We start from the raw sequence: 22,535 nt of genomic DNA, 5'->3' as shown, positions 1-22,535 counted from the left end.
CGCATCCTAGTCGCGGGACCTGTAGGCGCAAGGAGCGGGAACAGCCATGCCAACAAGACGGAAAAGCAGTCGAACTGCCGGCGCACCCGCACGCGGCGGGCCGGGCGCCTTGAGCCCGGCCGGGGCCGCCTGCCGGTTCGGGTTCCGGGTGGCAGTGGCCACTGTCGGCGTGACAGTCCTGACATTTGCGCTTGCCCTGACGGCACTGCCGGACAAGGTCCCCTACCCGTTCACTGGCGACGGAATCCCTCAGCAATGGCCCGGAGACTATTACTGGCTGTTTCCGGCGATGGTCCTGATGCTGCTTTTCGTGGCGTTGGTTGCCGCGCTTCATCAGTACGCACCGGATAAAAGCAAGACCTACAGTTCGCTGGCGCTGTGCCTCGCGGTGATCGCGGCGACTGTCCTCCTGATCAACTACTACATCCAGGCAGTGGTCATGCCCACCAGCCTTGAAAAAGGGCAGCTTGACGGTTGGTCCATTTTCACGCAGTACAACCCCCACGGGATCTTCATTGCCTTGGAGGAACTGGGGTACCTGCTCATGACCCTGGTCTTCCTCTCCCTGGTGCCTGTGTTGTCCACCCGGACCAGGCTTGAGCGGAGTATCCGGTGGCTGTTCCTGGCCAGCTTCGCCGCGGCAATGGCCTCCCTCGCTGTCGTGGTGGCGTTGCGCGGCATGAACCGGGAGGACGTCTTCGAAATCATCATCATCAGCATCGCCTGGCTGACGCTGATCGCCGGAGGGGTCCTCCTGGCTGTGCTTTTCAGGCGCGGACCGCAGGTGGCGTAAGCCTTCGACGGCGGCTCTGCTTGCTAACAGCGGTGCCCGCACGGCTCTTGCACACATTGACCTCGGCCCCAGGAAACCCAGGTTTTCCAAACTCGCCCCTTGACGGCTGCAAAACGTTTTGCATATAGTGATGCAAGCAACATACAAAACGTTTTGCAAAGGAACGGTCGATGGCGACGAAGGTAAACATCCGGGACGTAGCGAAAGCTGCAGGCGTGTCTGTGACCACTGTGTCCCACGCCCTGAGCGAAGCGCACAGCTCCCGGGTGAACGCCCAAACTGTCGAGCACATCAAAGCCGTCGCCGGCGACCTCGGCTACGCACCGAACCGTTTGGCGAGCGGACTGCGGAACCAGCGCTCCCAGATCCTGGGCCTTGTCAGCGACGAGATCACCACCACCCCCTTCGCCGGCGCCATGATCCAGGGCGCACAGGACGCCGCCTCAGAGCACGGACACCTGCTGATGGTGGTCAACTCCGGCCTGGACAATGAACTGGAGCGCCAGGAGATCCGGGCACTGCAGCAGCACCAGGTTGACGGAATCATCTTCGCCCGGATGTTCAACCAGCTGGTGTCCGTACCCGATGAACTCAGCGCGGTTCCCACCATCGTGCTGGACGCCACCACGGACAACCCCGGGCTGTCCTCGGTAGTGCCGGACGAATTCGGCGCCGGCGAGTCCGCTGCCGAACTCCTGGTGGCGGCAGGCCACCGCAGGATCGCCATGATCAACAACGAGGACGACATTCCTGCCGCCCACGAACGGCTCGCGGGTTTTCGTTCAGCCCTGGACCGCCATGGACTGGAGCTGCCGGCGGACCGCCTGGTGGCTGGGCATCCGAGCACTGCCGGCGGGCGTGCGGCTGCACTGGATCTGCTGTCCGGAACGGAACGGCCCACCGCGTTGTTCTGTTTCAACGACCAGATGGCCATGGGCGCCTACCAGGCAGCCGGCTATCTTGGCCTGGACATCCCGGCGGACCTCTCGATTGTGGGGGTGGACAACCTGGAACTGATTGCCGACGCCCTCTGGCCGGGGCTGTCCACCATGGCCCTCCCCCACTATGAAATGGGCCGGTGGGTGGTCCATAAGCTGCTCAACGAACTTGAGAACCCCGGCGCACCCCGGGTGCATGAAAAGATCGCCTGCCCGCTGGTCGAGCGGGACTCCGTGGCCCCGCCCAGGAACTGACCTGCAGAGCCCCCGGGCCAGGTGTTGTTATCCGCTTTCCCTAATTCCCCCAAAAAAGATCGGGAACGCAGCCGTTGCAGCGGCCGCGTTCCCAGCAGGACCCCGTCACACCCCTCCACCCTGTCTAAGCAGAAAGACTGATCATGAACAAGAAGCTCACCAAGGTCCTGGCGACCAGCATAGCCGCCGTCGCCCTCACCGCCACCCTCGCCGGCTGCGGGAAGGGCAGCGCGTCCTCCTCCAGCGAAGGTTCCGGGGAGATTGCCCTTTGGACCCACAACGCCGGTAACCCGGACGAGCTGGCTGCGGTCCAGAAGATCGTGGACTCCTACAACGGCAGCCAGGACAAAGTGAAGATCAAGGTCCAGGCCTTCCCGCAGGACTCCTACAACGACTCTGTCGTTTCCGCCGCCGCCGCGGGGAACCTCCCCTGCATCGTGGACATCGATGGCCCCAACGTACCGAACTGGGCATGGGCCGGATACCTGAAGCCCCTGGAACTGGATGCCGACCTTTCCAAGCAGCTCCCCAGCACAGTGGCTGAATGGGACGGAAAGCCCTACGCGGTGGGCTACTACGACGTCGCGCTGGCCATGATGGCACGCACCTCAGACCTGGAGGCCGCCGGGGTGCGGGCTGCCACCATCGAGCAGCCCTGGACCAAAGAGGAGTTCCAGGACGCCCTGACAAAGCTCAAGGCCCTCGGCAAGTGGGAGCACCCGCTGGACCTGGGCACCGCCGGTACCGGCGAATGGCTTCCGTACGCCTACTCCCCCTTCCTGCAGTCCTTCGGCGGAGACCTGGTCAACCGCGACGGCTTCCAGAGCGCCGAGGGCGAGCTTAACGGGGACAAGGCTGTGGCGTGGGCCGAGTGGTTCCGCGGCCTGGCCGACCAGGGATTCATCGCCAAGAAGAGTGGCAAGGATTCCACCCAGGACTTCCTGAACAACAAGAGCGCCATCGTCTACACCGGTTCATGGGCTGCGGACAAGGCCAAGGCCGCGCTCGGTGACGACCTGGTGGTTATGCCCCCTGTTGACCTGGGTGAAGGCCCCAAGATCGGCGGCGCCTCCTGGCAGTGGGGCGTCACCAGCGGCTGCAGCAATTCCGAGGCCGCCATGGACTACCTCTCCTACTCCCTGAAGCCGGAGAACATCGCCGCCGTCGCCAAAGCCACCGGAGCCATCCCCGCCAGCAATGAGGCGGCAGCCCTGATCCCGGCCTTCGCCGAGGGCGGCGCCAACCGGATCTTCATGGACTTCTCGCGTGAATACGCCGTCATGCGCCCCGAGACACCCGCCTACCCGTTCATCGCCACTGAATACGGCAAGGCCGTCCAGGACATCCTGAACGGCGCAGATCCGAAGTCCACCCTGGACAGCGCCGTGAAGGCGATCGACGCCAACATCAAGTCCAACGGCGGCTACAAGAAATAGCCGGAGCACGCCGGAGGGATGCGCCGCAGCGCGCCGCATCCCTCCGGCCGCCCGACCTACGGAGACCCCTCATGGCAACTTCCCACCTTCCCACCCGCCCACGTCCGGCCACCCCCGCAACTGCCGTGCCGCCGTCGAACGCTAAACCCGCCGCGCACCGCCGGCCCGGCTTCCGCCGGGACCAGCTCAGCGGCTGGGGCATGATCGCCCCCGCGGCGGTGCTCCTGCTGGCCTTCATCTTCATTCCGGCCATCCTGGGCTTCGGCCTGGCCTTCACCAACGCCCGGCTCATCTCGCCGCGGCCGGTGGAATTCGTGGGCGTGGACAACTTCGCCCGGCTCTTCACCGACCCCACGTTCTACCGCGCCCTGCTCAACGTCGCCTACTTCACCGTGGTCATCGTTCCGGTGCAGTCCGGCCTTGCCCTGGTGATGGCGCTGCTGATCAACAAGAAATTCCGCGGAGTGAACTTCTTCCGCACCGTGTACTTCCTGCCTGTGGTCACCTCCATGGTGGTGGTCTCGCTGCTGTGGCTGTTTATGTACCGCAAGGACGGCCTGATCAACGAGATCCTCGCCGCCGTCAGCTTCGGCCTGATCGACGGGCCGGACTGGCTGGGCGATCCCAACACCGCGATGCCGGCCATCATCATCCTGTCCATCTGGCAGGCCGCCGGCTTCCACATGATCATCTGGCTGGCCGGACTGCAGGGCATCTCCGGCGAGCTCTACGAGGCGGCGCAGCTGGACGGCACCAGCCGGTGGCAGCAGTTCCGCTACGTCACCTGGCCCGGCCTCTTCCACACCCGGAGCCTGGTGCTCGTGACCATCACCATCCAGGCCCTTGGCCTCTTCGACCAGATCAGCGTAATGACCCAGGGCGGGCCCATGGATTCCACCACAACCATCATTTACGAGGCTGTCCAGTCCGGCTACCGGCAGCAGGAAACCTCCTACGCCTCCGCCATCTCGCTGGTGTTCTTCGTCCTCGTCCTGATCGTCTCCGTGGTGCAGCGCCACCTCACGCGGGAGAAAGACTGACATGAAAAACCAACTGCTCCTCAGAAGCGCCGGCACCATGCTGGTGCGCATCCTCTTCGCGGTCGTCGCTGCGTTCCCCATCGTCTTCATGCTGGTGTCCTCGCTGAAGCCGGACCAGCAGATCTTCGGCGACATGTCCTCGCTGGCCGCGTTCCTGCCCATCGGCAACATCTCCTTCGACAACTACGCAGCCGTGTTCGACCGCGTCCCGGCAGCCCGCTTCCTGCTCAACTCGGTGGGCGTCTCCGCCGTCACCGTTGTCCTGGGCATCTTCGTCAACAGCCTCTGCGCCTTCGCACTGTCCCGGATGCAGGTCCGCGGCAAGAAGATCGTGTTCACCGCCATCCTGGCCACGCTGATCGTGCCCTTCCAGACCCTCGCCCTGCCGCTGGTGTGGTGGGTCAACCAGCTCCCCTACTTTGAACTGAACGGCTTCAGCCTTGAATTCTCCAAGGGCTGGCTGGACACCTACCAGGTGCAGATCATCCCGTTCATCGCCAACGCCTTTTCCATCTACCTGTTCCACCAGTACTTCGAGTCCATCCCCAAGGAACTCGACGAGGCCGCCCGCATTGACGGGGCCGGCTGGTTCAAGATCTACCGACAGGTGGTCATGCCGCTCTCCGGACCGGCGACGGCCACGGTGGCGATCCTGACCTTCCTGCCGGCCTGGAACTCCTACCTCTGGCCGCTGATGGTGGTCCAGTCCGAGGAACTGCGCCCGGTGATGATCGGCATCCAGTACTTCTTTCAGCTGAACGTTTCGTGGGGCGAGGTGATGGCATACGCTTCCCTGATCACCGTTCCGGTGGTGGTGCTTTTCATCGCCTTCCAGCGTTCGTTCGTCAACAGCATCGCCTCCAGCGGTGTAAAGGGCTAACCATGAATTCATTGACGACGGCGGCGGGCGCCACGTTGGCTGCCACCGACCAGTACCGGCCCGCGTTCCACTACACCGCCGAACGGAACTGGCTGAACGATCCGAACGGGCTGGTGTACCTCAACGGCACCTACCACCTCTTCTACCAGCACAACCCGTTCGGCGCTGACTGGGGCAACATGTCCTGGGGGCACGCCACCTCGCGGGACCTGCTGCACTGGGACGAGCAGCCCGTGGCCATTCCGTGCGACGAACACGAGGCCATCTTCTCCGGCTCGGCGGTATTCGATCAGCACAACACCAGCGGCCTCGGCACAGCGGCCAATCCCCCGCTGGTGGCCATTTACACCAGTGCCTACAGTGACGCCGCGCCGCTTCCGGGCCGGCAGGCGCAGTCGCTCGCCTACAGCCTCGACGAAGGCCGGACCTGGACCAAGTACCACGGCAATCCCGTGCTGGACCGCGCGTCCGCTGACTTCCGCGATCCAAAGGTTTTTTGGTACGACGGCGGCGCCGGAAGTTACTGGGTCATGGTCGCCGTCGAGGCGGTGCAGCGCCAGGTAGTGCTGTACAAGTCGGCCGACCTGAAGGCGTGGGAACACCTGAGCACCTTTGGCCCTGCCAACGCCACCGGCGGCGTCTGGGAATGCCCGGACCTGTTCGAGCTGCCCGTGGACGGGAATCCGGAGGACAGCCGGTGGGTCCTCATTGTGAACATCAACCCGGGCGGCATTGCCGGCGGCTCCGCGGGACAGTACTTCGTGGGAGAGTTCGACGGCGTGGCGTTCCATTCCGGATCGACTGTCACCGAGGGCCTCCAGAAGGACAGCAGCCGGATGCGGGAGTACGGCTGGCTGGACTGGGGGCGGGACTACTACGCCGCCGTTTCGTTCAGCAACGTGCCGGACGGGCGCCGGATCATGATCGGCTGGATGAACAACTGGGACTACGCCCGCGAGACGCCCACCGGCGGCTGGCGCAGCGCCATGTCCCTGCCGCGGGAGGTGTCGCTGACCCGGGTAGTCGGGAAAGTGATGCTTCGGCAGCAAGCCATTGATCCGTTGCCGGAGCGGGAAACAGGGCACGTCCGGCTGGGGCCGCAGCCCTTGCCGTCCGGCGTTCTGGACGTTCCGGCCGCCGCATCCGTGGCGCGGATCGACGTTGAGCTGGAGCCGGGCGCTGCCGCGGGAGTGGGACTGGTGCTTCGGGCGGGGGACGATGAGCGGACGGTCCTCCGCTACGACACTTCGGACGGGATGCTGCGGCTGGACCGCCGCGAATCCGGGCAGGTTGCCTTCCACGAAACCTTCCCGTCGATCGAAGCCGTGGCCGTGCCCTTGCAGGGAGGCCGGCTGCGCCTGCGGGTCTACCTGGACCGCTGCTCGGTGGAGGTTTTCGCCCAGGACGGGCTCGCCACGCTCACTGACCTGGTGTTCCCCGGGGAGGCGAGCCCGGGCCTGGCCATCTTCGCCGAAGGTGAGGGGGCGCACCTCGTGGTGCTCGACGTCGTCGGCCGTTGAACCTTCCGGGAGTACGGTCTTAGTTCATGCCTGCGTAACGTCCCCGCCACCTGTTCGCTGTTCTTGGTTTCATCTGGATCCCGAGACTTGGTGTGCCCTTTCACCGGGCACCCCCCAACTTGGAGATTGACAGATGAAATACGCAAAGCTGCTGACCGCTGCGGCCATATGCACAGGAATGGCGCTGGGAACATCCCTTCCGGCCCAGGCCGCCGACACCAACCCCAACGGCACGGACAACCACTTTGACCTCCAGGCGCACCGCGGCGGGCTGGGACTGACCGTGGAGTCCACCCTGGCGTCCTTCGCCAAGGGCATCGAAACAGGTGTCTCCACCCTTGAACTGGACCTGCAGATCACCAAGGACGGCCGCGAAGTCGTCACGCATGACCGGAAGATCAGCGACAAGAAGTGCGCCGACACCGCCCCCGTCACCCCCGGAGACCCGCAGTTCCCGTACGTTGGCAAGTACATCAAGGACCTCACCTTCGACCAGGTCCGCAGCCTGGACTGCGGCTCAAAGACCCTGCCGCAGTTCCCGGGCCAGCAGGCGTCCCCAGGCGCCAAGATGCCTACCCTCGCCGAAGTTTTTGCCCTGGTGGACTCCTACCGGGCAAGCCAGGTGAAGTTCAACATCGAGACGAAGGTGGAGGCCGGCGCGCCCGAGCAGACCGCTCCCCGGGAACAGTTCGTAAACGTGGCACTGAAGGAAATCAAGGCTGCCAACATGCAGTCCCGCGTTTCCATCCAAAGCTTCGACTGGGGCGCACTCCGGCTCGTCCAGGAGATGGACCCGCAGATCCGCACCGTAGCCCTGACCAACAAGGACTTCCTGCAGGCCGGCAAGCCCGGCAGCTCACCCTGGTTGGGCGGCATTGATTCAGACGACTTCGGCGGTGACCTGGTGGACGCGGCCGCGTCCCTGGGCTTCGACGCCGTTTCCCCCGTCCACGGCACGCCCCAGAACGGAACCGTCACCGACCCCGGCTACGTCCCGTATGTCACGGCGGACATGGTGAGCCGGGCACACGCCAAGGGCATGCAGGTCATTCCCTGGACGGTGGACGACAAGCCCACCATGCGGGCACTCATCGACACCGGAGTGGACGGCATCATCACCGACTACCCGGACCGCCTTCGCGACGTCATGGCCGAGTACTCCATGAAGCTTCCGAAGAAGTTCTCGCTGGAACCCGGAGCTGCCCGGCCGTAAAGCCGGTGCCAGCACCAAGCGGGCCCTGCACGGTATTCCGTGCAGGGCCCGTTCCTTGGCAAAAATGTGAATCACAACGCTCAGTTCGCGCCCGCCGGGGTTATCCTCAAAGTGCGTCTCCGGTTGCGGGGGCATTCGGGCGGGGGCTAGGCGCAATCGCGGTTCACGGCCGCGGGTCGGTTTCATGTTTGTATTCACACCGGGGAAACCCGGCGGAAGCCAAAGGAAACGTGCATGGGCCGCCGACGCGCAGCAACTGACCCGATTTATCCACGCTGGATCTGGACTGCCGCAGCGGCAGCCGTGGCACTCCTGATCGTAGGCGCCGCATTCGTGCTGCGGGCGGTGATTTTTCCCGCCGATTCAGGAGAGGGCGGCGCATCAGGGACACCTCCAGTAAGTGAATCCCTGGCGCAGGACAGCCCTGCCGCTGCCGCCGGGAGTGCTCCCTGCATTCCCGTCAATATCCTCACTTCGCTGGAAAACGCGGACATGGTCCGTGCCCTGGCCGGCGCGTACACGGCGAAACCCCGGAGCGTGGACGGCAAATGCGTGGCTCCTGCAGTGATGGAGGAAAAATCGGGAGTCGCTGCCGGCAAGGTTGCTGCACAATTCTCCGGTGCGCCGGCAGGTGACAGGCCCGCCATCTGGCTGCCGGACTCCTCCGCGTGGTTAAGAATCGCACGGGAAGGTGCCGGTGGGAGCCTTGTCCCCGATGAAGGAACCAGCCTCGCCCGGGGTGCGATTGTGGTGGCTATGCCGGAGACGATGACCGCCGCGCTCGGCTGGGACAGCAACCCGCCGTCGTGGTCTGAGGTCTTCCGGATGGCCGGGGAACAGGATGTGTGGGAACGCCAGGGCCATGGCGACTGGGGAAAGTTCAAGTTCGGCAAGGCCAGCCCGCTCGTCTCGACGTCGGGCTTGATGGCCCTCGCAGCTTCCTACGGTGCCGCCGGCGGCAGCGTGGGAGGTTTGGAGGGCATGGATCTGAACGCACCATCGCTGGTGGAGAAGGTGCGCGACGTGGAGCTCGGCACCAGCCACTACATGGCCACTCCCGAGCATTTCCTGTGGCACGCCAGGCAGGCTGACGACGCCGGGCGGGTCTCGGAGTTCCTTTCCGCGGTGATCGTGGATGAAAAGTCTGTTTGGGACTACAACCGGGGAGTCGTCAGCGAGGACGGCAAAACGAAGCAATCCGGTCCCGCGCCGAAGGAACCCCTTCGCGCCATTTATCCCGACGACGGCGTGCACGTAGCGGACAACCCCGCAGTAATCCTTAACGGTGACTGGGTGGGGCGCCAGCAGCGCATGGCGGCCGAGGACTTTCTCGCCTTCGCAGTAACGGAACAGGGCCAACACGTTGTGAAGGCATCCGGGTATCGCAGCATCCAGGGGAAGCTGGATGCCGGCGTGGCCGCGACCGGACGGTACGCTGAGACGCTCCAGCCGCTGCCGCTTCCCAAGGGCAAGATGCTTAACGACATCAAGGACAGCTTCGCCGATGTCCGGAAGCGGGCCAGGGCCCTGTTCCTGCTGGACGTCTCCGAGTCCATGGTGCAGGAAACCGGAGTGACCAAGCTGCAACGGGCCAAGGACGCCGTGCTCAAGGCGCTGGATCATTTCGTCGGGGAAGATGAGATTGGGCTTGCTGCCTTCTCCCAGGTGGGCGACGGTCCCCTGACACCGGGCATCGTAAGCCCCGTAGCTCCCTTTGCAACCAACAAGGACGACCTCAAGGCCAAGCTCGCTGAACTTAAGGCCGTAGATGCTACGCCTCTTTTTGAAGCGGTGAGCCGCTTCGCGAGCGAACAAGCGAAGGAATACAAGGACAGCTTCATCAACACCATCGTGCTTTTGAGCGACGGAAAAAACGACACCACCCATCCGGGGGACCTGAAGGGTCTCTCGGAACAGTTGAGCCGTCAGAACCACTCCACGCCGGTCCTGGTTTTTACCCTCGCTTACGGTCCCGACGCCGATGTCCCCACCCTTAGGGAGATCGCTAAGGCCAGCGGGGCCCACTACTATGACGCCACCGATCCAAACAGGCTCGAAGAGGTGCTCAGCGAACTGGTGACCAGTTTCTAGGGCCGCCCGCCACGAGATCTGGCGACTGCTACGCGCAATCCATCGGCACACAACCGGGGCGCGTCAACGGCGAAAGCCTCCCTCAGACCTCGTATGCAGGCGCGCCTATTGGGACGATCCGGTTCGGCTCGCGTCCGAAGCCCTCAACCACCAGGCGGTCGTCGTAAGCCTGGACAGTCGCATATGAATTCACCGTCGTGTCGAGCATGCCCTTGAAAGTCATGAAGTGGGTGCCACCGGCGAAGCCGTAGTTGCCTGCATGGTTGTGGCCGTTGAACCAGGCGACCACATTGTCGTACGAGGTCACCAGGTCCACCAGTGTGGTGTCGTTGTAGGCATTGTGCTGGTCAAGGGGGAAGACAGGGTGGTGCGCGTTGAGCACAACCTTTTCGCCGTTGTGGCGAGCGAGTTCAAGGGTCTGCTCAATCCAGGCGAGCTGCTCCGGACCAACACCGCCGTTCCAGGTCTGTCCGTTCGGCTTGCCAGCCGCCTGCAGTTCGGCCCGCATCTTTTCGGCCAGTACGTAGTTGGCGGAACCTTCGGGGTTGCCGTAGGTGCTGACGTCGTTCGTGTCCACGATGATGAATCGCCAACCGTTGCGGCGAAACTGGTGGTACGACGCCGGCATGTTCATGGTGCGCAGCACCTCCTCGCGGGGCATCTGGAAGTCATGGTTGCCGAGTACGTGGTACTTCGACATCCGCAGCTGCTCCCAGATGGGCATCACGGCATCGAAGCTCTCCGGAAACTCGTCGACGAAGTCGCCGAGGTGCAGCGCGAAGCGGAGGTCTTCCTCATTGAGGGTGGCCACCGCCTCCTGCAGCTTGCTGATGGACTGCCGGTAGAGCCGGACACCGCGGTCGGGCTTGTCAGCGTACTGGCAGTCGGCGATGACTCCGAACCGCAATGGCGGCTCGGCGCCGCGGGTAGTTGCGGCTGCTGCTGGGGCCCCGGCGACGGCGAAAGCGGCGGCCGCACCGGCACTCATGCCCAGGAAGCTGCGGCGGCTCTGGCCATGGCTGATGTGGGATGCGGGGAACTGGATCGGCATCGTGAGCTCCTGGGTGATAGGGAAAGGAACAGCACGAGCCAAGCAGCGCCAGGTGACGCTGCGGCAACGCAGCAGGGGCTACACCGTAAACTTCGGCCAAAGTCCCAAGGGACAACAAAAAATGGTGCCGTGGCAGTTCGGCGGGCCGCGATGCTGTGTCTTGACCAAATGAAAGGGTGGCCGACGGCGGCAGCGCGTGCCATCCACCAGCGACTCCACCCGCACCGTCATGGTGCGGGCTATTGCCTACCCAGGTCCCCGACGGGCACGCCTACTCCCTTCCGAAGGGCCGATGCCAGCGCCGGACAAAATCTTCATGGGTCCGGGGACACCGCCGTCGAACGGGTAGATAGGCTGGGTGGATGGCGACAGTTATTCTCGTGCGGCACGGCCGCACCACAGCCAATGCCACTGGACTGCTGGCCGGGCGGGCCGCCGGTGTCAGCCTGGACCAGATCGGGCGCGAGCAGGCGGCCTTGACCGGAGAACGGCTCGCGGCAGTGCCCGTAGTTGGGGTGGTGTCGAGCCCTCTCGAGCGTTGCCAGCAAACTGCCCAGCTCATCCTCGACCGCCAGACCGGCAATCCGTACGCGCCGGTGGAACCCGATCTCACCGAGTGCGATTACGGCCAGTGGCAGGGCCGCATGCTCAGTGATCTCGCAACCGAAGACCTGTGGTCCGCTGTGCAGTCGCAGCCGTCCGCCGTCGTCTTTCCCGGCGGTGAATCCATGGCCGGGATGCAGGCTCGGGCGGTAGCAGCGATTCGGCGCCACGATGCAGCCTTCGAAGCCGAGTACGGGCCGGGAGCCGTTTGGGTGGCGGTGAGTCACGGTGACGTCATCAAATCAATTGTTGCCGACGCGCTTGGCATGCACCTCGACCTGTTCCAGCGCATTAACGTGGGCCCTGCCTCGGTATCGATCGTGCGCTACGGCGCCACACGACCAAGCGTCTACGCGACCAACACCGATGGCGGGGATCTGTCCTGGCTGTCGAACGGCATCCAGTCCGTCGACGCGCCGGTGGGCGGCGGTGCAGGGCAAGGGGCGCCATGAAGCGCCTGTGCCTAGAATGCTCTTATGCCTACACGTGTTCATGAGTTCGACTGGCCTGATCGGGTCGTCGTTGGCACCATTGGCCTTCCGGGGGCACGAACGTTCTACCTGCAGGTGCGGGCAGGGACTCAGATCGTGAGTATCGCCATGGAGAAACAGCAGTCGGCCCTGCTTGCGGAGAAGATCGACGAAATCCTCGACCAGCTTCTCAACATCGAGGGCAACCCCCACAGCGTTCCCACCAGCACTCCCGTTGAACTGGTTGACAATGACCAGCTCGAGGCCGTTCAGGAGCAGTTCCGGACGGGCGCCATGAGTTTGGGCTGGGACCCGACGACGGCGCAGGTCGTGATCGAGGCCTACCCGATCACCGATGTCGACGCTGATAACGACGACGAATTGCTTGATGAGGATGACGCCGACGTGCCCGAAATGCTACTGGTGCGGATGCCGGTTGGCACCGCCCGCGCATTTGCCAAGCGCACGCGGGAGGTTGTGGGCGCCGGGCGTCCTGCGTGCCCGCTCTGCGGTTACCCCGTAGACGCGGACGGGCATGTCTGCACTTTGCCCGAGGCCTGATGCCGGCGCCTGACCTGGTGACGGCCGAACTGACGCTCACCGGGCGCATTACGACGGCGTCGAACGCCACCTTCGTGGGCAGCATCGGCAACACGACAGTTGTCTATAAGCCCATAGCCGGGGAGAAACCGCTGTGGGATTTTCCCGACGGCGTCCTTGCCCACCGGGAGGTTGCCGCCTACCTGGTCTCGGAGGTCCTCGGCTGGAACGTGGTGCCTCGCACCTGGCTGCGCGATGGCCCGTTCGGCGAAGGGATGGTGCAGCTGTGGCAGGAGACAGACGCCGGCCAGAACGCCGTGGACCTCATTGCGTCGGACGACGTACCGGAGGTCGGTTGGAAACACGTCCTTGAGGGGCAGGATGAGAACGGACGGATGGTCGCCCTCATCCATGAGGACTCTCCGGCGCTCAGACGCATGGCGGTGTTCGACGTCGTCGTAAACAATGCCGACCGCAAAGGCGACCACATCCTTGCCATGGCGGGCGGCCACCGGCACGGCGTGGACCACGGGCTTACCTTTCACCGTGACAACAAGCTGCGCACGGTGCTGTGGGGGTGGCTGGGAGATGCCCTGACCGTCGAGGAACTTGAGGGCATCGACCGTGTCAGCGAAGGACTGGACGGTGAGCTGGGCCGAAACCTGGCGGACCTGCTCAGCGCCGAAGAAGTCGCCTCGCTCGCCGCGCGCTGCGCCCGGTTACGCTCGGCGGGTAGGTTCCCGGCTCCGAGCGGTGAGATGTCGGCGGTGCCCTGGCCGCTGTTCTGAGGGAATCACGCTACGGGCTTCGCAAACTGGTGCACAAAAAATGTCACACCCTCCTTCAATAATGGCTACATGGCAAGCGAAGCGGTGGAAAAGGCTTTTGGGGCGATCGACGACGCGATTGCCATAATTCGCGCCGAAGTCGCCCGGCCCCATTGCGGGCCGGCGTCGGACACCGACCCTCTGGCCGCCGTGGCTGATGAGTGCTTGGACGTCCTTGCCGGGAGCGCACGGGCTGAGGCCCAAATCGCGGGATTGAAGGCGGAGGCAGCGGCCACCTATGCGGACTCGGCGCGGGCGGCAGCGCCTCTGGACATGCCGGTCCAGGCCCAGGAAATGGCGATAGCGGCCGAGGTGGGCTGCGTCCTGGCCATCGGCGATCGGGCCGCAGGCATGCTGCTGGTACAATCCCATGCTCTGGCTACGTCCCTACCCCGGACCCTGTCAGCCCTGCAGGCGGGAACCGTTTCGTGGCAACACGCCAAGGTAATGGTGGACGAAACCGCCACCCTCGACCGCGACGCAGCGCGGGCACTTGAAGCCCACTTCCTCGGGGATGATGCGGCCACTCCTGCCCGCGGCTGTCCGGCCGGCGAGATGCCCGCCTTCAGGTTCCGGCGGAAGGCCAGGACCTGGCGCGAACGGCACCACCCCGACAGCATCGAAAAACGCCATGCTAAAGGAGTGCAGGACAGATGCCTGGAATACACCCCGGAGCAGGACGGCATGGCGCGGGTGTCTGCCTACCTGCCGGCGGACCAGGGGGCTGCGATCTGGAACCGCATTACCGCCATCGCCCGGGGCCTGCAGGGGCCTAACGACGCCCGGACGCTCACCCAGTTGCGGGCAGACGTATTCGCAACGGCAGCCCTGCGCAGCGACAACGGCTGCACCCGCTGCAGCAACGGCGTCAGCGCCGCGACCGGGGCTGGGCCGGATGCAGGGGCCAGCGGTCTTGCCGATGTACCTACGCCCCGGGCCGAAATCCTGGTTACCGTTCCTGTCTTCTCCCTGCTCGGGGCGACGGAGGAGCCGGCCATGCTCGACGGGTTTGGACCCATTCCTGCCTCCATGGCACGGAATCTGGTGGCCAACGGAGCGGACTCGTTCCACCGGGTGCTCGTGGATCCACGGGACGGGGCACCCCTGGAAATCGGCCGCACCAGTTACCGGCTCACGAAGGCCATGCGGAACTGGCTACGGATGCGCGACGGCAAATGCCCGTTCCCAGGGTGCAGCAACCATTCCCTGGACAACGAGGCAGACCACCTCCTGGCCTGGCATCACGGCGGAACCACCGGGATCAGCAACCTGGGACAGCCCTGTCCACGGCACCACAGACTCAAACACGCCAGCGGCTGGAGACCGACGCCGGCAACAAAAAATGAGCCGCCCGGCTGGGTCTCACCATCAGGACGGAACTACAAAAGCGAACACCAGGACTGGGAGCCGCCCCACTGGCCGCGCACGCTCGCGCCGGAAGCCGGCGAATGGAAACCACAACGGCCCTACCCGCCTATGCCCACCGCCCTGGGCGGGACCGCGGACTACCTTAAGGTACCGCCGTCTGCCGCAGAACAGTTCCTGCGCGCCTACCTCGATGCCAACTAACTGCCGGCAAAGCACAAGGGACCACGCACAAATCGTGCGGAGTTGTGAGATTCCGATCTACTTGACCCATTCCTCATAGCTGACCCCATTATTTCCGCAAGTGTTCCTAGGACTCGTGATGGCGACGTTCCACCCTAGTTGACCTTTTCTGCTGCACGGCAGCAAACTATCGCGTAGGCCCGCTGCTGGGCGGCCACCCAGAATGGGGTGCGCACCGGCGACCGGACCACGGATCGGCACGCAGATGGGCCGCACCCTTGCCTAGGCCGATGTGCCCGAGCCCTACCCGCGGCTGCACCCAATGTCGGAACAAGGTTCAATCCGAAGTCGTCTAGTCAACTGCGATTCATTCATCTGCCAATAGACGCGCGACTGGCTGCCCCGCGTTTCCCTTCCAGCGGGTCCCCCATACATCGGTGAAAGCGAAGTTGACCACGTCAAAACCATCGAGTGATCCTCGTTTAGCAATGCATTGTGAGCTGCTTCCATCCGCAGATCCTCCCGGAAGAACATTACCCATAGAAAATTGCTTATGCTGCCCGCTCGCTTCTCCCGATACGGCAAGATGCGGAACGAAGACGATTAGTTGAAATATGGGGAAGGGGCCGGCGTTCTGGACAGTCCACTGAAATCTTGTTGTCCAACTTTTTGATGGCGGCTGATCAGTCGAACCAGTTACCGGATCATCGTCCGGAGTGGAGGAGGCTGTCGATACAACTGCCACTGCTTGGGCGTGTCGAAGGCGCTCGACCTGTTCTTGCTCATACCTTAGTCGCTGGTCGTTTTTGAAGGTGAAAACGGCCCAGGCGAACCCAAGGCCCGTTACAATGACGCCCGCCCACGTACCCATGGCATCCCAGGCCGGACCGGCTGGTCGGGCCCCCGAGATCCACCCAATTGTCGTGAAAAGGAAGAGACCGAAGAGCACCAAGGAAATGACGACAAGAGTTTTCCTTTCAGGATCCCAGCCGCGGAGTCTGGCCCGCCACTCATGGACAATGGAATTTCCAGAATCTGGCGTGCGATGACTCAATGAAAAGAAACTCCTTCAAAAATTCGACAAGCAAACCTGGTGTTTACTACATAATGGCAGGCTCTAGGCCAACTGGTGGGCTCTTGGGACTAGACGTCGCCGTGACTCCATACACGCGCTATGCACCGGTATCTACATCTGCAATGCTCAAATACAAACCCCTAGACCATATCCGGCCTGTGAGGTGGGCATCGTACAGCGACTTTGAACGACTGACTTACTTGGTCTCAAGGAGCACCCCTGATGTAGTTTCCACTGAGTCAGTAGCCGCTCGGAGCTGGCAAATACTCGTCCGTCCGTTACCCGGATGCGATTTCATTAAGTCAGACGCGGCAGCTGTTTTGCAGGCTGGCCGGGGGTCCTTTTTCAAATCGAGCGAAGTCGCTCAAGGTGGCGGCGCTGTTCCTTGTCGTCCTGCTTGACGTGAACACTGACCAGGACCTGGGCACCATCAGGCTTGTAGTAAATGCGGCCCATGTCCTCGCTGCCAGCAACGCCCGTTGCAAGCTTGGAGACTTCTCGCCAGCCACGTAGGCCTTCGAGGTCTTTCCCCACGTTCTCGCCCATATCGATCTGCACCAGCGAACGCAGCAGCGACGCGGGTGCGTCGAGGTTGGCCAGTACCTCCATGCTGTCCAGAACGAAGGTAAGCCGCGAAAAGGCCGTGTCAAGAAAGCCCAGCACGCCTCGGCGAGGCGCTACAGGAGCGGCAGCAGCGCGGCGCCGCTCTCGTTCCTGGTGCCCTACCTCTTCGAGCCTCTCGCGTAGGCCTAGCACCATTGCTTCCAAGGACAAGACCCGTGCATCGCCTTGCTCTGCCTGCGCCCGTAAGCTCCCGACGCTGCTGTAGAGTTCGGCGTTCTCAGCCAGTGCGAATTCAAGAAGTTCCTCGGTCTCTGTCTGCTTGACCAAGAACGCCCTGGTGTCAAAGGGTTGCTCCGGCGCACGGCCCAGCTCGGCGATCTGACCGAGCAGAGACTTTTGGTGTTCCAAAGCGCGATTCAACTCGCTGGCGAGTTTGGACTCCCGGTCAGTCGCTGCCGCGAGCCGCTGGCGCAGAAGTGTAACCTGGCTCTCCGACCCATCGAGACGCTCCCTGAGTTCGACAGTCTGATCCAGCAGTTGCTCGACCTGGGCTGCAAGGTCCTCGAAGCGAGTATCTGTTTGAGTCGGCGAAGGTTCAACCACCAAGTCAGCCGATACGGGCGAGAACACCGCCGCAACGCGAGACAGGGCGTCGGTGTGAGTGCCCTTTACGCGGAGGCGAGCGAACCAGTCGTAGAACTTGCCATCTGCGGCAGTGCGGTGACTGACATCCCACCGCTGAACTGAGAGGCCTCCCGCCTCCAGTGCAGCGACGACTTCAGCCGCAAGCCGCTCTGAGGCGTTGAAGACGACGTAGTGGCCGAACCTGGTCGTTTCAACGTTCCACTCGTCGGGAAACTCTATGAACGACTGCTGCGCTAAGGCATTATCGGCCTTCCGCGCAAACGGCACACTAGCGCCCGCCAAGAGAAAGCGATTACAGTCCTCGATTTCCCAAGATGGTCCAGCCATGTCGATGACATTGTCGGCAAAGAGCGGGAAAACCGCGCCAGCATAAACGATGCCAGCGTACCCGTCCGGCGTCAGCCGAACTGGCCGTCGAACGGATTCCTCAACTACAGACGCGCCATCCACCACCCGGACAACAACCTGTTGTGACGCCATCGTCAAGCCACCGAGGCACACCTACACGCCGGGTCGCCCCACTGGCGTTTACAGACCGCGCATGGCTGGTAGTAGAGATGCTCAAGGATTTGCTCGTCGGTGGCCTGGTCTGGCCCAGGAAGCCTCGAGAACGCCCAGCGCTTGTGCTGATATAGCACGTCCCCGGGGACAAGGCGGGTGTCCTCCCGGTCAGCTACGTTCGCACGGACAACGAGTCCGCCGATCGGCACCCAAACGTCAGCATCAGTAACATCAAGATCCCGTAGGTCGCTGCTCCCCGGAAGACCTATGCCGAACTCCAGATCAAAGTAAGAGGCACTCGCCCGGTCAGCTCGCCTGCTGGACGTTGCGCTGACAGACAAAATCAGATTGTCGTCGACCTCAACGTCAAGTTCTAGACGCTCGACCAATGGTGGCGCCGTCTTGTCCACAGCGACGGCTACCATGCCGATCGATGTCCGCGGGTCACTCGCTTGCGGCTGCTCGGAGAGCTCGGAGGGTGCCACGATGGCGAACTTCGCGACACCATCAGTCGGGTCCGTGCAGTACAGGTGGAATCGGTCACGACATATTTCGCCATTGCTCGGCATGGCCGTTCCGGCCCGCAGAAGGGGAAGCCTCAAGCCCCGTGCCATCTCCAGTTCAATTTGCTTTGCTAGCACCAAGCGCTGTGCGTCGTGCGCGATCCAAGCTGCTCCCTGAGAAACTAGCGTTGCGCTGTTCTCTGGAATAAGAACGCGCTCGGGCCCGAACATTTCGTGCAGTCGGCCGCGGATGCTCGGCATAGCAGCCATACCGCCAGCCACGAGGCAAAGCGAGATCTGGGCTGGCGCCATGTCGACACTCTCTAGAAGCGACTCGATCTCACGAATGCCAGCGGCCACAAGCGGTCGCGTGATTCCGTCCAGCTCCTGCCGGCTCAGGGAATACTCTAGGGTAGTGCCTGACTCCGCAAAGTAGCTCGCATGATAAATCGTGACGCTTGGCCGGTCTGAGAGCTCGATCTTGCTGCTTTCCGCTTCTTGCAGCAGGCTTAGGCGCGCGTCGCGAGTCGGATGATCGAACCCGGAAATTCCATGCTTGTTCGAAAACCTCGCGACCACCTCGTCACGGATTACTCGGTCAAATTTGTCTCCGCCTACCTGGTCGGTACCACCGTTGCGGAGTTGAAGGATGCGGCCTGGCTCTATGCGGCAGAGTGTAAGGTCCAATGTTCCGCCACCCCAGTCCACAACGAGGACGTTGCGTTTCATGAGCCTGCGGATCTCGGCCTGAGGGTCCGTCGCCCCGCGCAGGTGGCCGTATAAGGCGGCGAGCGGTTCGTGTACAAACTGGGTCACCGAAATTTCCGACTGGGCGAAAGCCTCCCGAAGAGCCGCGCGCCGCGGTCCGTTCATGTTCACAGGGATGGTGACCACGGCGCGGTCCAACTCTCCCAGCACCTTACGATGACCGCTCCGGCGCGACTCCGTCCGAACGTGCCGGATGACATCCGCAACGATGTCAATCGGGCTGCGCTCGACCCCACCAACGCTGACGATCTCCTGTCCTAGAAGGAACTTCGGCGAGCGTACGGTGTTGCCGTACACCCCAAGCCCGACTTCCTCTAATGCATGTCGCGCCTCGCGCCCGACGATAACGTCCTCGCCTTCATAGCGGACAACGGAAGCGTGGGGCAGGCCTTCCGCATCAAGAACGTCGACGACTCGGTCGCCTGCCACCACAGAAACCAAGCTGTTGGTGGTGCCGAAGTCGAAACCTACCGTCATTGCCTTCCTTCCTCCAGGTCCTTAAGTCGCGCAATCTCGCTATCAATGGCACTCATTGCCCGGTCAACGAACTCGTCAGCGACGTTTGCGCTGCCATTACGAAGCGCATGAAGTCCTTTGCTCAAAAGCTCGGCCTGCCTTGTCAATCGTCGAATCACTTGCGTTCGGAGCGCCTCGTAGTCATCAACGTGGTGGCTCTGATCCACGACCCTGTTGCTCTGCTCTGCCGAAAGTCGTCGTTTCAAAGTCTCGGCCTCTGCACCCAGCTCAGCAGTGCGAGCGATCGCATCCTCAAGCTCAGCAGACAGCCGCTTGGCGGAAGCCTCAGCCGTTACAGCACGGAGCTCCTCCCGTCGGGCTTGAGCAAGCGCCTTCTCGGTCGCCATCGTCGACTCTTGGAGACGAACCTCCGAGTGCCTCGATAGTTGACTAAGCGCATCGCTGTTCTTTGCAGTTGCCAGGAGCGCGGCGACCCTAGGGACGCTTCGGTCCCTAGGGGCGTTCCAAATCCAAGCGGCCATATCCCCAATGAACTGGTCCGCTGTCCAGTGATCGTGGAGGACGCGGAAGAGTCCGAAGGCCGTGACAGCGTTCACACGCAACCGCTCCCGGGCGCCTTCATTGAAGTCTGACGCCGTGTGAAGGCCTAGCGTATCGAACGTGATTCGCTTGGCCGCTTCATTCATTTCTTGGGCAGTCAATACCGGACTGCCCGGCACACCAGTCAACCGTTCAAGTCGATTCTCGAAGACTTTGTGACTCGCAAACGCCACCAAAACTAAGTCTAGGATGCGGCGACGAACAGGCAACTCCGGACCAAGCTCCGCCACGGCCGCCAATAAGCTGGGCGGCACCGCAAGACATGGGTCGCCAACCGCCAAACGTCGCACAGCATCGGTCTCGGCTTGCGCTGCGTCTGGTTGCAGTGAAAGTTCGCGCAAATCTCTCCGCGCAAGGTTTAACTTGCGTCCCTCTTCGCCATACGCGAACTCAATGAGGGCAAGGATGGACTTTGGCCGCTCCTTCTTCTTAGCCCCTTCCTGATTGCCCAGCTGTCCATTGATGGGGTTGGACTCCTGTCTCAGGGTCACATCAGTGCTTTTGTCGGAAGCTACCGCATTCGGTCCCGCGTCTGATGTCACTTTTTATACTCCTTGAACTCGAGTGCGAAAGCCTGCATACCAGCCCTCCGCGAGACGGCTGTAACGAAGACGTTCTGCATGCTGGCCGGCTGTCGCAATGTCCCCTTCAGCCAAAGCGTGCTCGGCCGCGACCAAATGCAGTTTGAAAGCATCGTACGGTCGCTGCTGGTGAATACTGGCCGACAGCTCGGCAATCTCCGCCGCCGCGGTGCCATCGAGCGGCAAGGCGCTCCACCCAAGCACCTGTTCGATCACTGAGTCGCTGAGCGCAACATCCAAGCTGGCGTGTGGCGATGGCGCTAGATCACCGACGAAGTAGGTTTCCCTCTTGAGGAGCGACTGAAAGCGCAGAGAGACTTCGGCGACGCGTTGGCTCTTGGTCTTTGTCATGGCACGCTCGAAGTGGTTGTAGTGGAAAGCAACGATGCCGCAAATGGCCTCAGCTGCAGGTCGATCGAAGGTACCTAGAATTCCCACCGCCTGGTCGTACTTGCCCTGATAGCCACCGCCGTCCTGCAGGTCATCGCGAACGCCGGACTCGGCGAGCCCCTCGCGTGCCAGGACGCCGTACAGGTAGTTCGCGAGACCATACAGATACCTGCCGGCAGAGAGGTAGCCCTTGGAGCGCATGATGAAGTCGTCAATAGCCCGAAGGCTCAGCTCACCTCCGTCGATTAGGCGTTTCAGAGCATCATCCACGCTTTCAAGATGGTCGACGTCGGCAAGAGCAAACTCGAATTGGAACGCCTGCACCACATCGCTCTTTGTGAGCGTTACGTCGACAACGCCACCGCGTTGCGCCGCCAAAAACTCAACAGCATTTGCGATCGAGGTCCCAGTGCCATTAATGGCCACCGCGTCAGTATTGCGAATTACCCAATCTTCAGGCGAGGTAGCGCTGGTGAGAGTCAGCCGGGTCCTGCCACACTCCCGTCCCTTCAACACAAGAACCGGCCTTCGCGTTGGATGTCCCTCGAATGCATGCACGCGGAGATCACGGTCGGTAAAAAAATCCACCCCGCACGTTGCGCAAGGGAACGTCGCTGGCAGCGGTTCTGCCACCGTGCCCGTACCTTCTTCAGTTGGCTCATGAAATTCCAAGTAACCGGTGTGCCAGAAACCCATGACGCATCTACCTGCCGTCGGCCGAGATCGAATTTATGAGTCGGGCTGGCCGGTTAGACGATATGAAGTGACAGCGGGTTCTGCCTGTCCGGGCCGGCCATTGTCGCCGGGCGGTCCCATCAGCGCCGGCTTCGGGGTGTCCTGTTGGCTGTTGCTGGAAGGGCGGCGCTGCCGGGACCTGGTACCCGGCGGTAATGTCCTTTATCCCGGACGGGGCAGGAGGAGGCCGGGGCCTTCTGTTTCACAGGGCCGTGGGTTGCCATTAGCGCTTCCCTTGGCCTGACTGCTCCGCGGGGAGTGCAATGGTAGTGCCACATGTGAGTTTGGGAGGTCCCGGCTATGTTTGAGCATACTTTCATTGGTCTGGATGTTCACGCGGTCAACGTCGTGGGCCATGCGCTGGATCCGGCCACCGGTGAAATCAGCGTCCACACGATGGCCGCCGACCCGGCCGTGGTTCTGCACTGGATCCGCCGTTTCGAACCGGGCGTCAAGGTTGTGTACGAGTCCGGCCCTACCGGTTTCGTCCT

Annotated in this window: 18 protein-coding genes and 1 pseudogene; 13 read left to right on the top strand and 6 right to left on the bottom strand. The window is 62.8% G+C overall.

What is annotated here, in order from left to right:
• Positions 1 to 46 precede the first annotated feature (46 nt).
• The 8 genes from PV768_RS16860 (at position 47) to PV768_RS16825 (ending at position 10,166) form a co-directional block, all read left to right on the top strand.
• Positions 47 to 793, top strand: a complete 747-nt coding sequence (locus PV768_RS16860; protein ID WP_421093645.1) for a hypothetical protein — start codon at positions 47 to 49, stop codon at positions 791 to 793.
• Positions 794 to 963: 170 nt separating this feature from the next.
• Positions 964 to 1,986, top strand: coding sequence for a LacI family DNA-binding transcriptional regulator (locus PV768_RS16855; RefSeq protein WP_421093644.1), 1,023 nt, complete (start codon positions 964 to 966; stop codon positions 1,984 to 1,986).
• Between the two features lie 143 nt (positions 1,987 to 2,129).
• Positions 2,130 to 3,422, top strand: coding sequence for an ABC transporter substrate-binding protein (locus PV768_RS16850; protein ID WP_157242001.1), 1,293 nt, complete (start codon positions 2,130 to 2,132; stop codon positions 3,420 to 3,422).
• Between the two features lie 71 nt (positions 3,423 to 3,493).
• Positions 3,494 to 4,462, top strand: a complete 969-nt coding sequence (locus PV768_RS16845) for a sugar ABC transporter permease (protein WP_321213684.1) — start codon at positions 3,494 to 3,496, stop codon at positions 4,460 to 4,462.
• Between the two features lies 1 nt (position 4,463).
• A complete protein-coding gene (locus PV768_RS16840) occupies positions 4,464 to 5,342 on the top strand; it encodes a carbohydrate ABC transporter permease (protein ID WP_104998153.1) in 879 nt (292 codons plus the stop codon).
• Between the two features lie 2 nt (positions 5,343 to 5,344).
• Positions 5,345 to 6,862, top strand: a complete 1,518-nt coding sequence (locus PV768_RS16835) for a glycoside hydrolase family 32 protein (protein WP_421093643.1) — start codon at positions 5,345 to 5,347, stop codon at positions 6,860 to 6,862.
• A gap of 133 nt (positions 6,863 to 6,995) precedes the next feature.
• Positions 6,996 to 8,075 (top strand): glycerophosphodiester phosphodiesterase, encoded by a 1,080-nt coding sequence (locus PV768_RS16830; RefSeq protein WP_421093642.1) that lies wholly within the window; start codon positions 6,996 to 6,998, stop codon positions 8,073 to 8,075.
• Between the two features lie 234 nt (positions 8,076 to 8,309).
• Complete coding sequence (locus PV768_RS16825) at positions 8,310 to 10,166, top strand: VWA domain-containing protein (protein ID WP_421093641.1); 1,857 nt, start codon at positions 8,310 to 8,312, stop codon at positions 10,164 to 10,166.
• Between the two features lie 82 nt (positions 10,167 to 10,248).
• Here PV768_RS16825 and PV768_RS16820 read toward each other — a convergent pair whose 3' ends face one another.
• Positions 10,249 to 11,217, bottom strand: coding sequence for a metallophosphoesterase (locus PV768_RS16820; protein ID WP_157241995.1), 969 nt, complete (start codon positions 11,215 to 11,217; stop codon positions 10,249 to 10,251).
• Between the two features lie 362 nt (positions 11,218 to 11,579).
• Here PV768_RS16820 and PV768_RS16815 point away from each other — a divergent pair, with 362 nt between their 5' ends.
• The 4 genes from PV768_RS16815 to PV768_RS16800 all read left to right on the top strand — a co-directional run bounded on the left by PV768_RS16815 (position 11,580) and on the right by PV768_RS16800 (position 15,226).
• Positions 11,580 to 12,272, top strand: a complete 693-nt coding sequence (locus PV768_RS16815) for a histidine phosphatase family protein (protein ID WP_321213688.1) — start codon at positions 11,580 to 11,582, stop codon at positions 12,270 to 12,272.
• A gap of 24 nt (positions 12,273 to 12,296) precedes the next feature.
• Positions 12,297 to 12,851 (top strand): DUF3090 domain-containing protein, encoded by a 555-nt coding sequence (locus PV768_RS16810; protein ID WP_321213689.1) that lies wholly within the window; start codon positions 12,297 to 12,299, stop codon positions 12,849 to 12,851.
• Positions 12,851 to 13,618, top strand: coding sequence for an SCO1664 family protein (locus PV768_RS16805; protein ID WP_321213690.1), 768 nt, complete (start codon positions 12,851 to 12,853; stop codon positions 13,616 to 13,618). The genes PV768_RS16810 and PV768_RS16805 overlap by 1 nt, the downstream gene beginning before the upstream one ends.
• Positions 13,619 to 13,687: 69 nt before the next feature.
• A complete protein-coding gene (locus tag PV768_RS16800) occupies positions 13,688 to 15,226 on the top strand; it encodes an HNH endonuclease signature motif containing protein (RefSeq protein WP_321213691.1) in 1,539 nt (512 codons plus the stop codon).
• A gap of 346 nt (positions 15,227 to 15,572) precedes the next feature.
• Here PV768_RS16800 and PV768_RS16795 read toward each other — a convergent pair whose 3' ends face one another.
• From PV768_RS16795 to PV768_RS16775, 5 genes are all read right to left on the bottom strand, one after another.
• Positions 15,573 to 16,259 (bottom strand): hypothetical protein, encoded by a 687-nt coding sequence (locus PV768_RS16795; protein WP_321213692.1) that lies wholly within the window; start codon positions 16,257 to 16,259, stop codon positions 15,573 to 15,575.
• 366 nt (positions 16,260 to 16,625) lie between these two features.
• The gene (locus PV768_RS16790) at positions 16,626 to 17,975 is read right to left on the bottom strand and encodes a hypothetical protein (RefSeq protein WP_421093640.1); all 1,350 of its coding nucleotides are present in this window, start codon (positions 17,973 to 17,975) and stop codon (positions 16,626 to 16,628) included.
• Complete coding sequence (locus PV768_RS16785) at positions 17,972 to 19,738, bottom strand: Hsp70 family protein (RefSeq protein ID WP_321213694.1); 1,767 nt, start codon at positions 19,736 to 19,738, stop codon at positions 17,972 to 17,974. The genes PV768_RS16790 and PV768_RS16785 overlap by 4 nt, the downstream gene beginning before the upstream one ends.
• Positions 19,735 to 20,880, bottom strand: coding sequence for a hypothetical protein (locus PV768_RS16780; protein ID WP_321213695.1), 1,146 nt, complete (start codon positions 20,878 to 20,880; stop codon positions 19,735 to 19,737). Before PV768_RS16780 ends, PV768_RS16785 begins: the two co-directional genes overlap by 4 nt.
• Before the next feature lie 3 nt (positions 20,881 to 20,883).
• Positions 20,884 to 22,005, bottom strand: a complete 1,122-nt coding sequence (locus tag PV768_RS16775) for a hypothetical protein (RefSeq protein ID WP_321213696.1) — start codon at positions 22,003 to 22,005, stop codon at positions 20,884 to 20,886.
• 339 nt (positions 22,006 to 22,344) lie between these two features.
• On the opposite strand from PV768_RS16775, the pseudogene PV768_RS16770 reads away from it, so the two are divergent.
• Positions 22,345 to 22,535, top strand: a pseudogene (locus PV768_RS16770) (IS110 family transposase); the annotation flags it as partial.

This window comes from Pseudarthrobacter sp. CC4, assembly GCF_048957775.1.
Taxonomy (GTDB): Bacteria; Actinomycetota; Actinomycetes; order Actinomycetales; family Micrococcaceae; genus Arthrobacter.
Note: the sequence above shows the minus strand (reverse complement) of the source record. Positions and strands in the feature narration are given on the sequence as shown.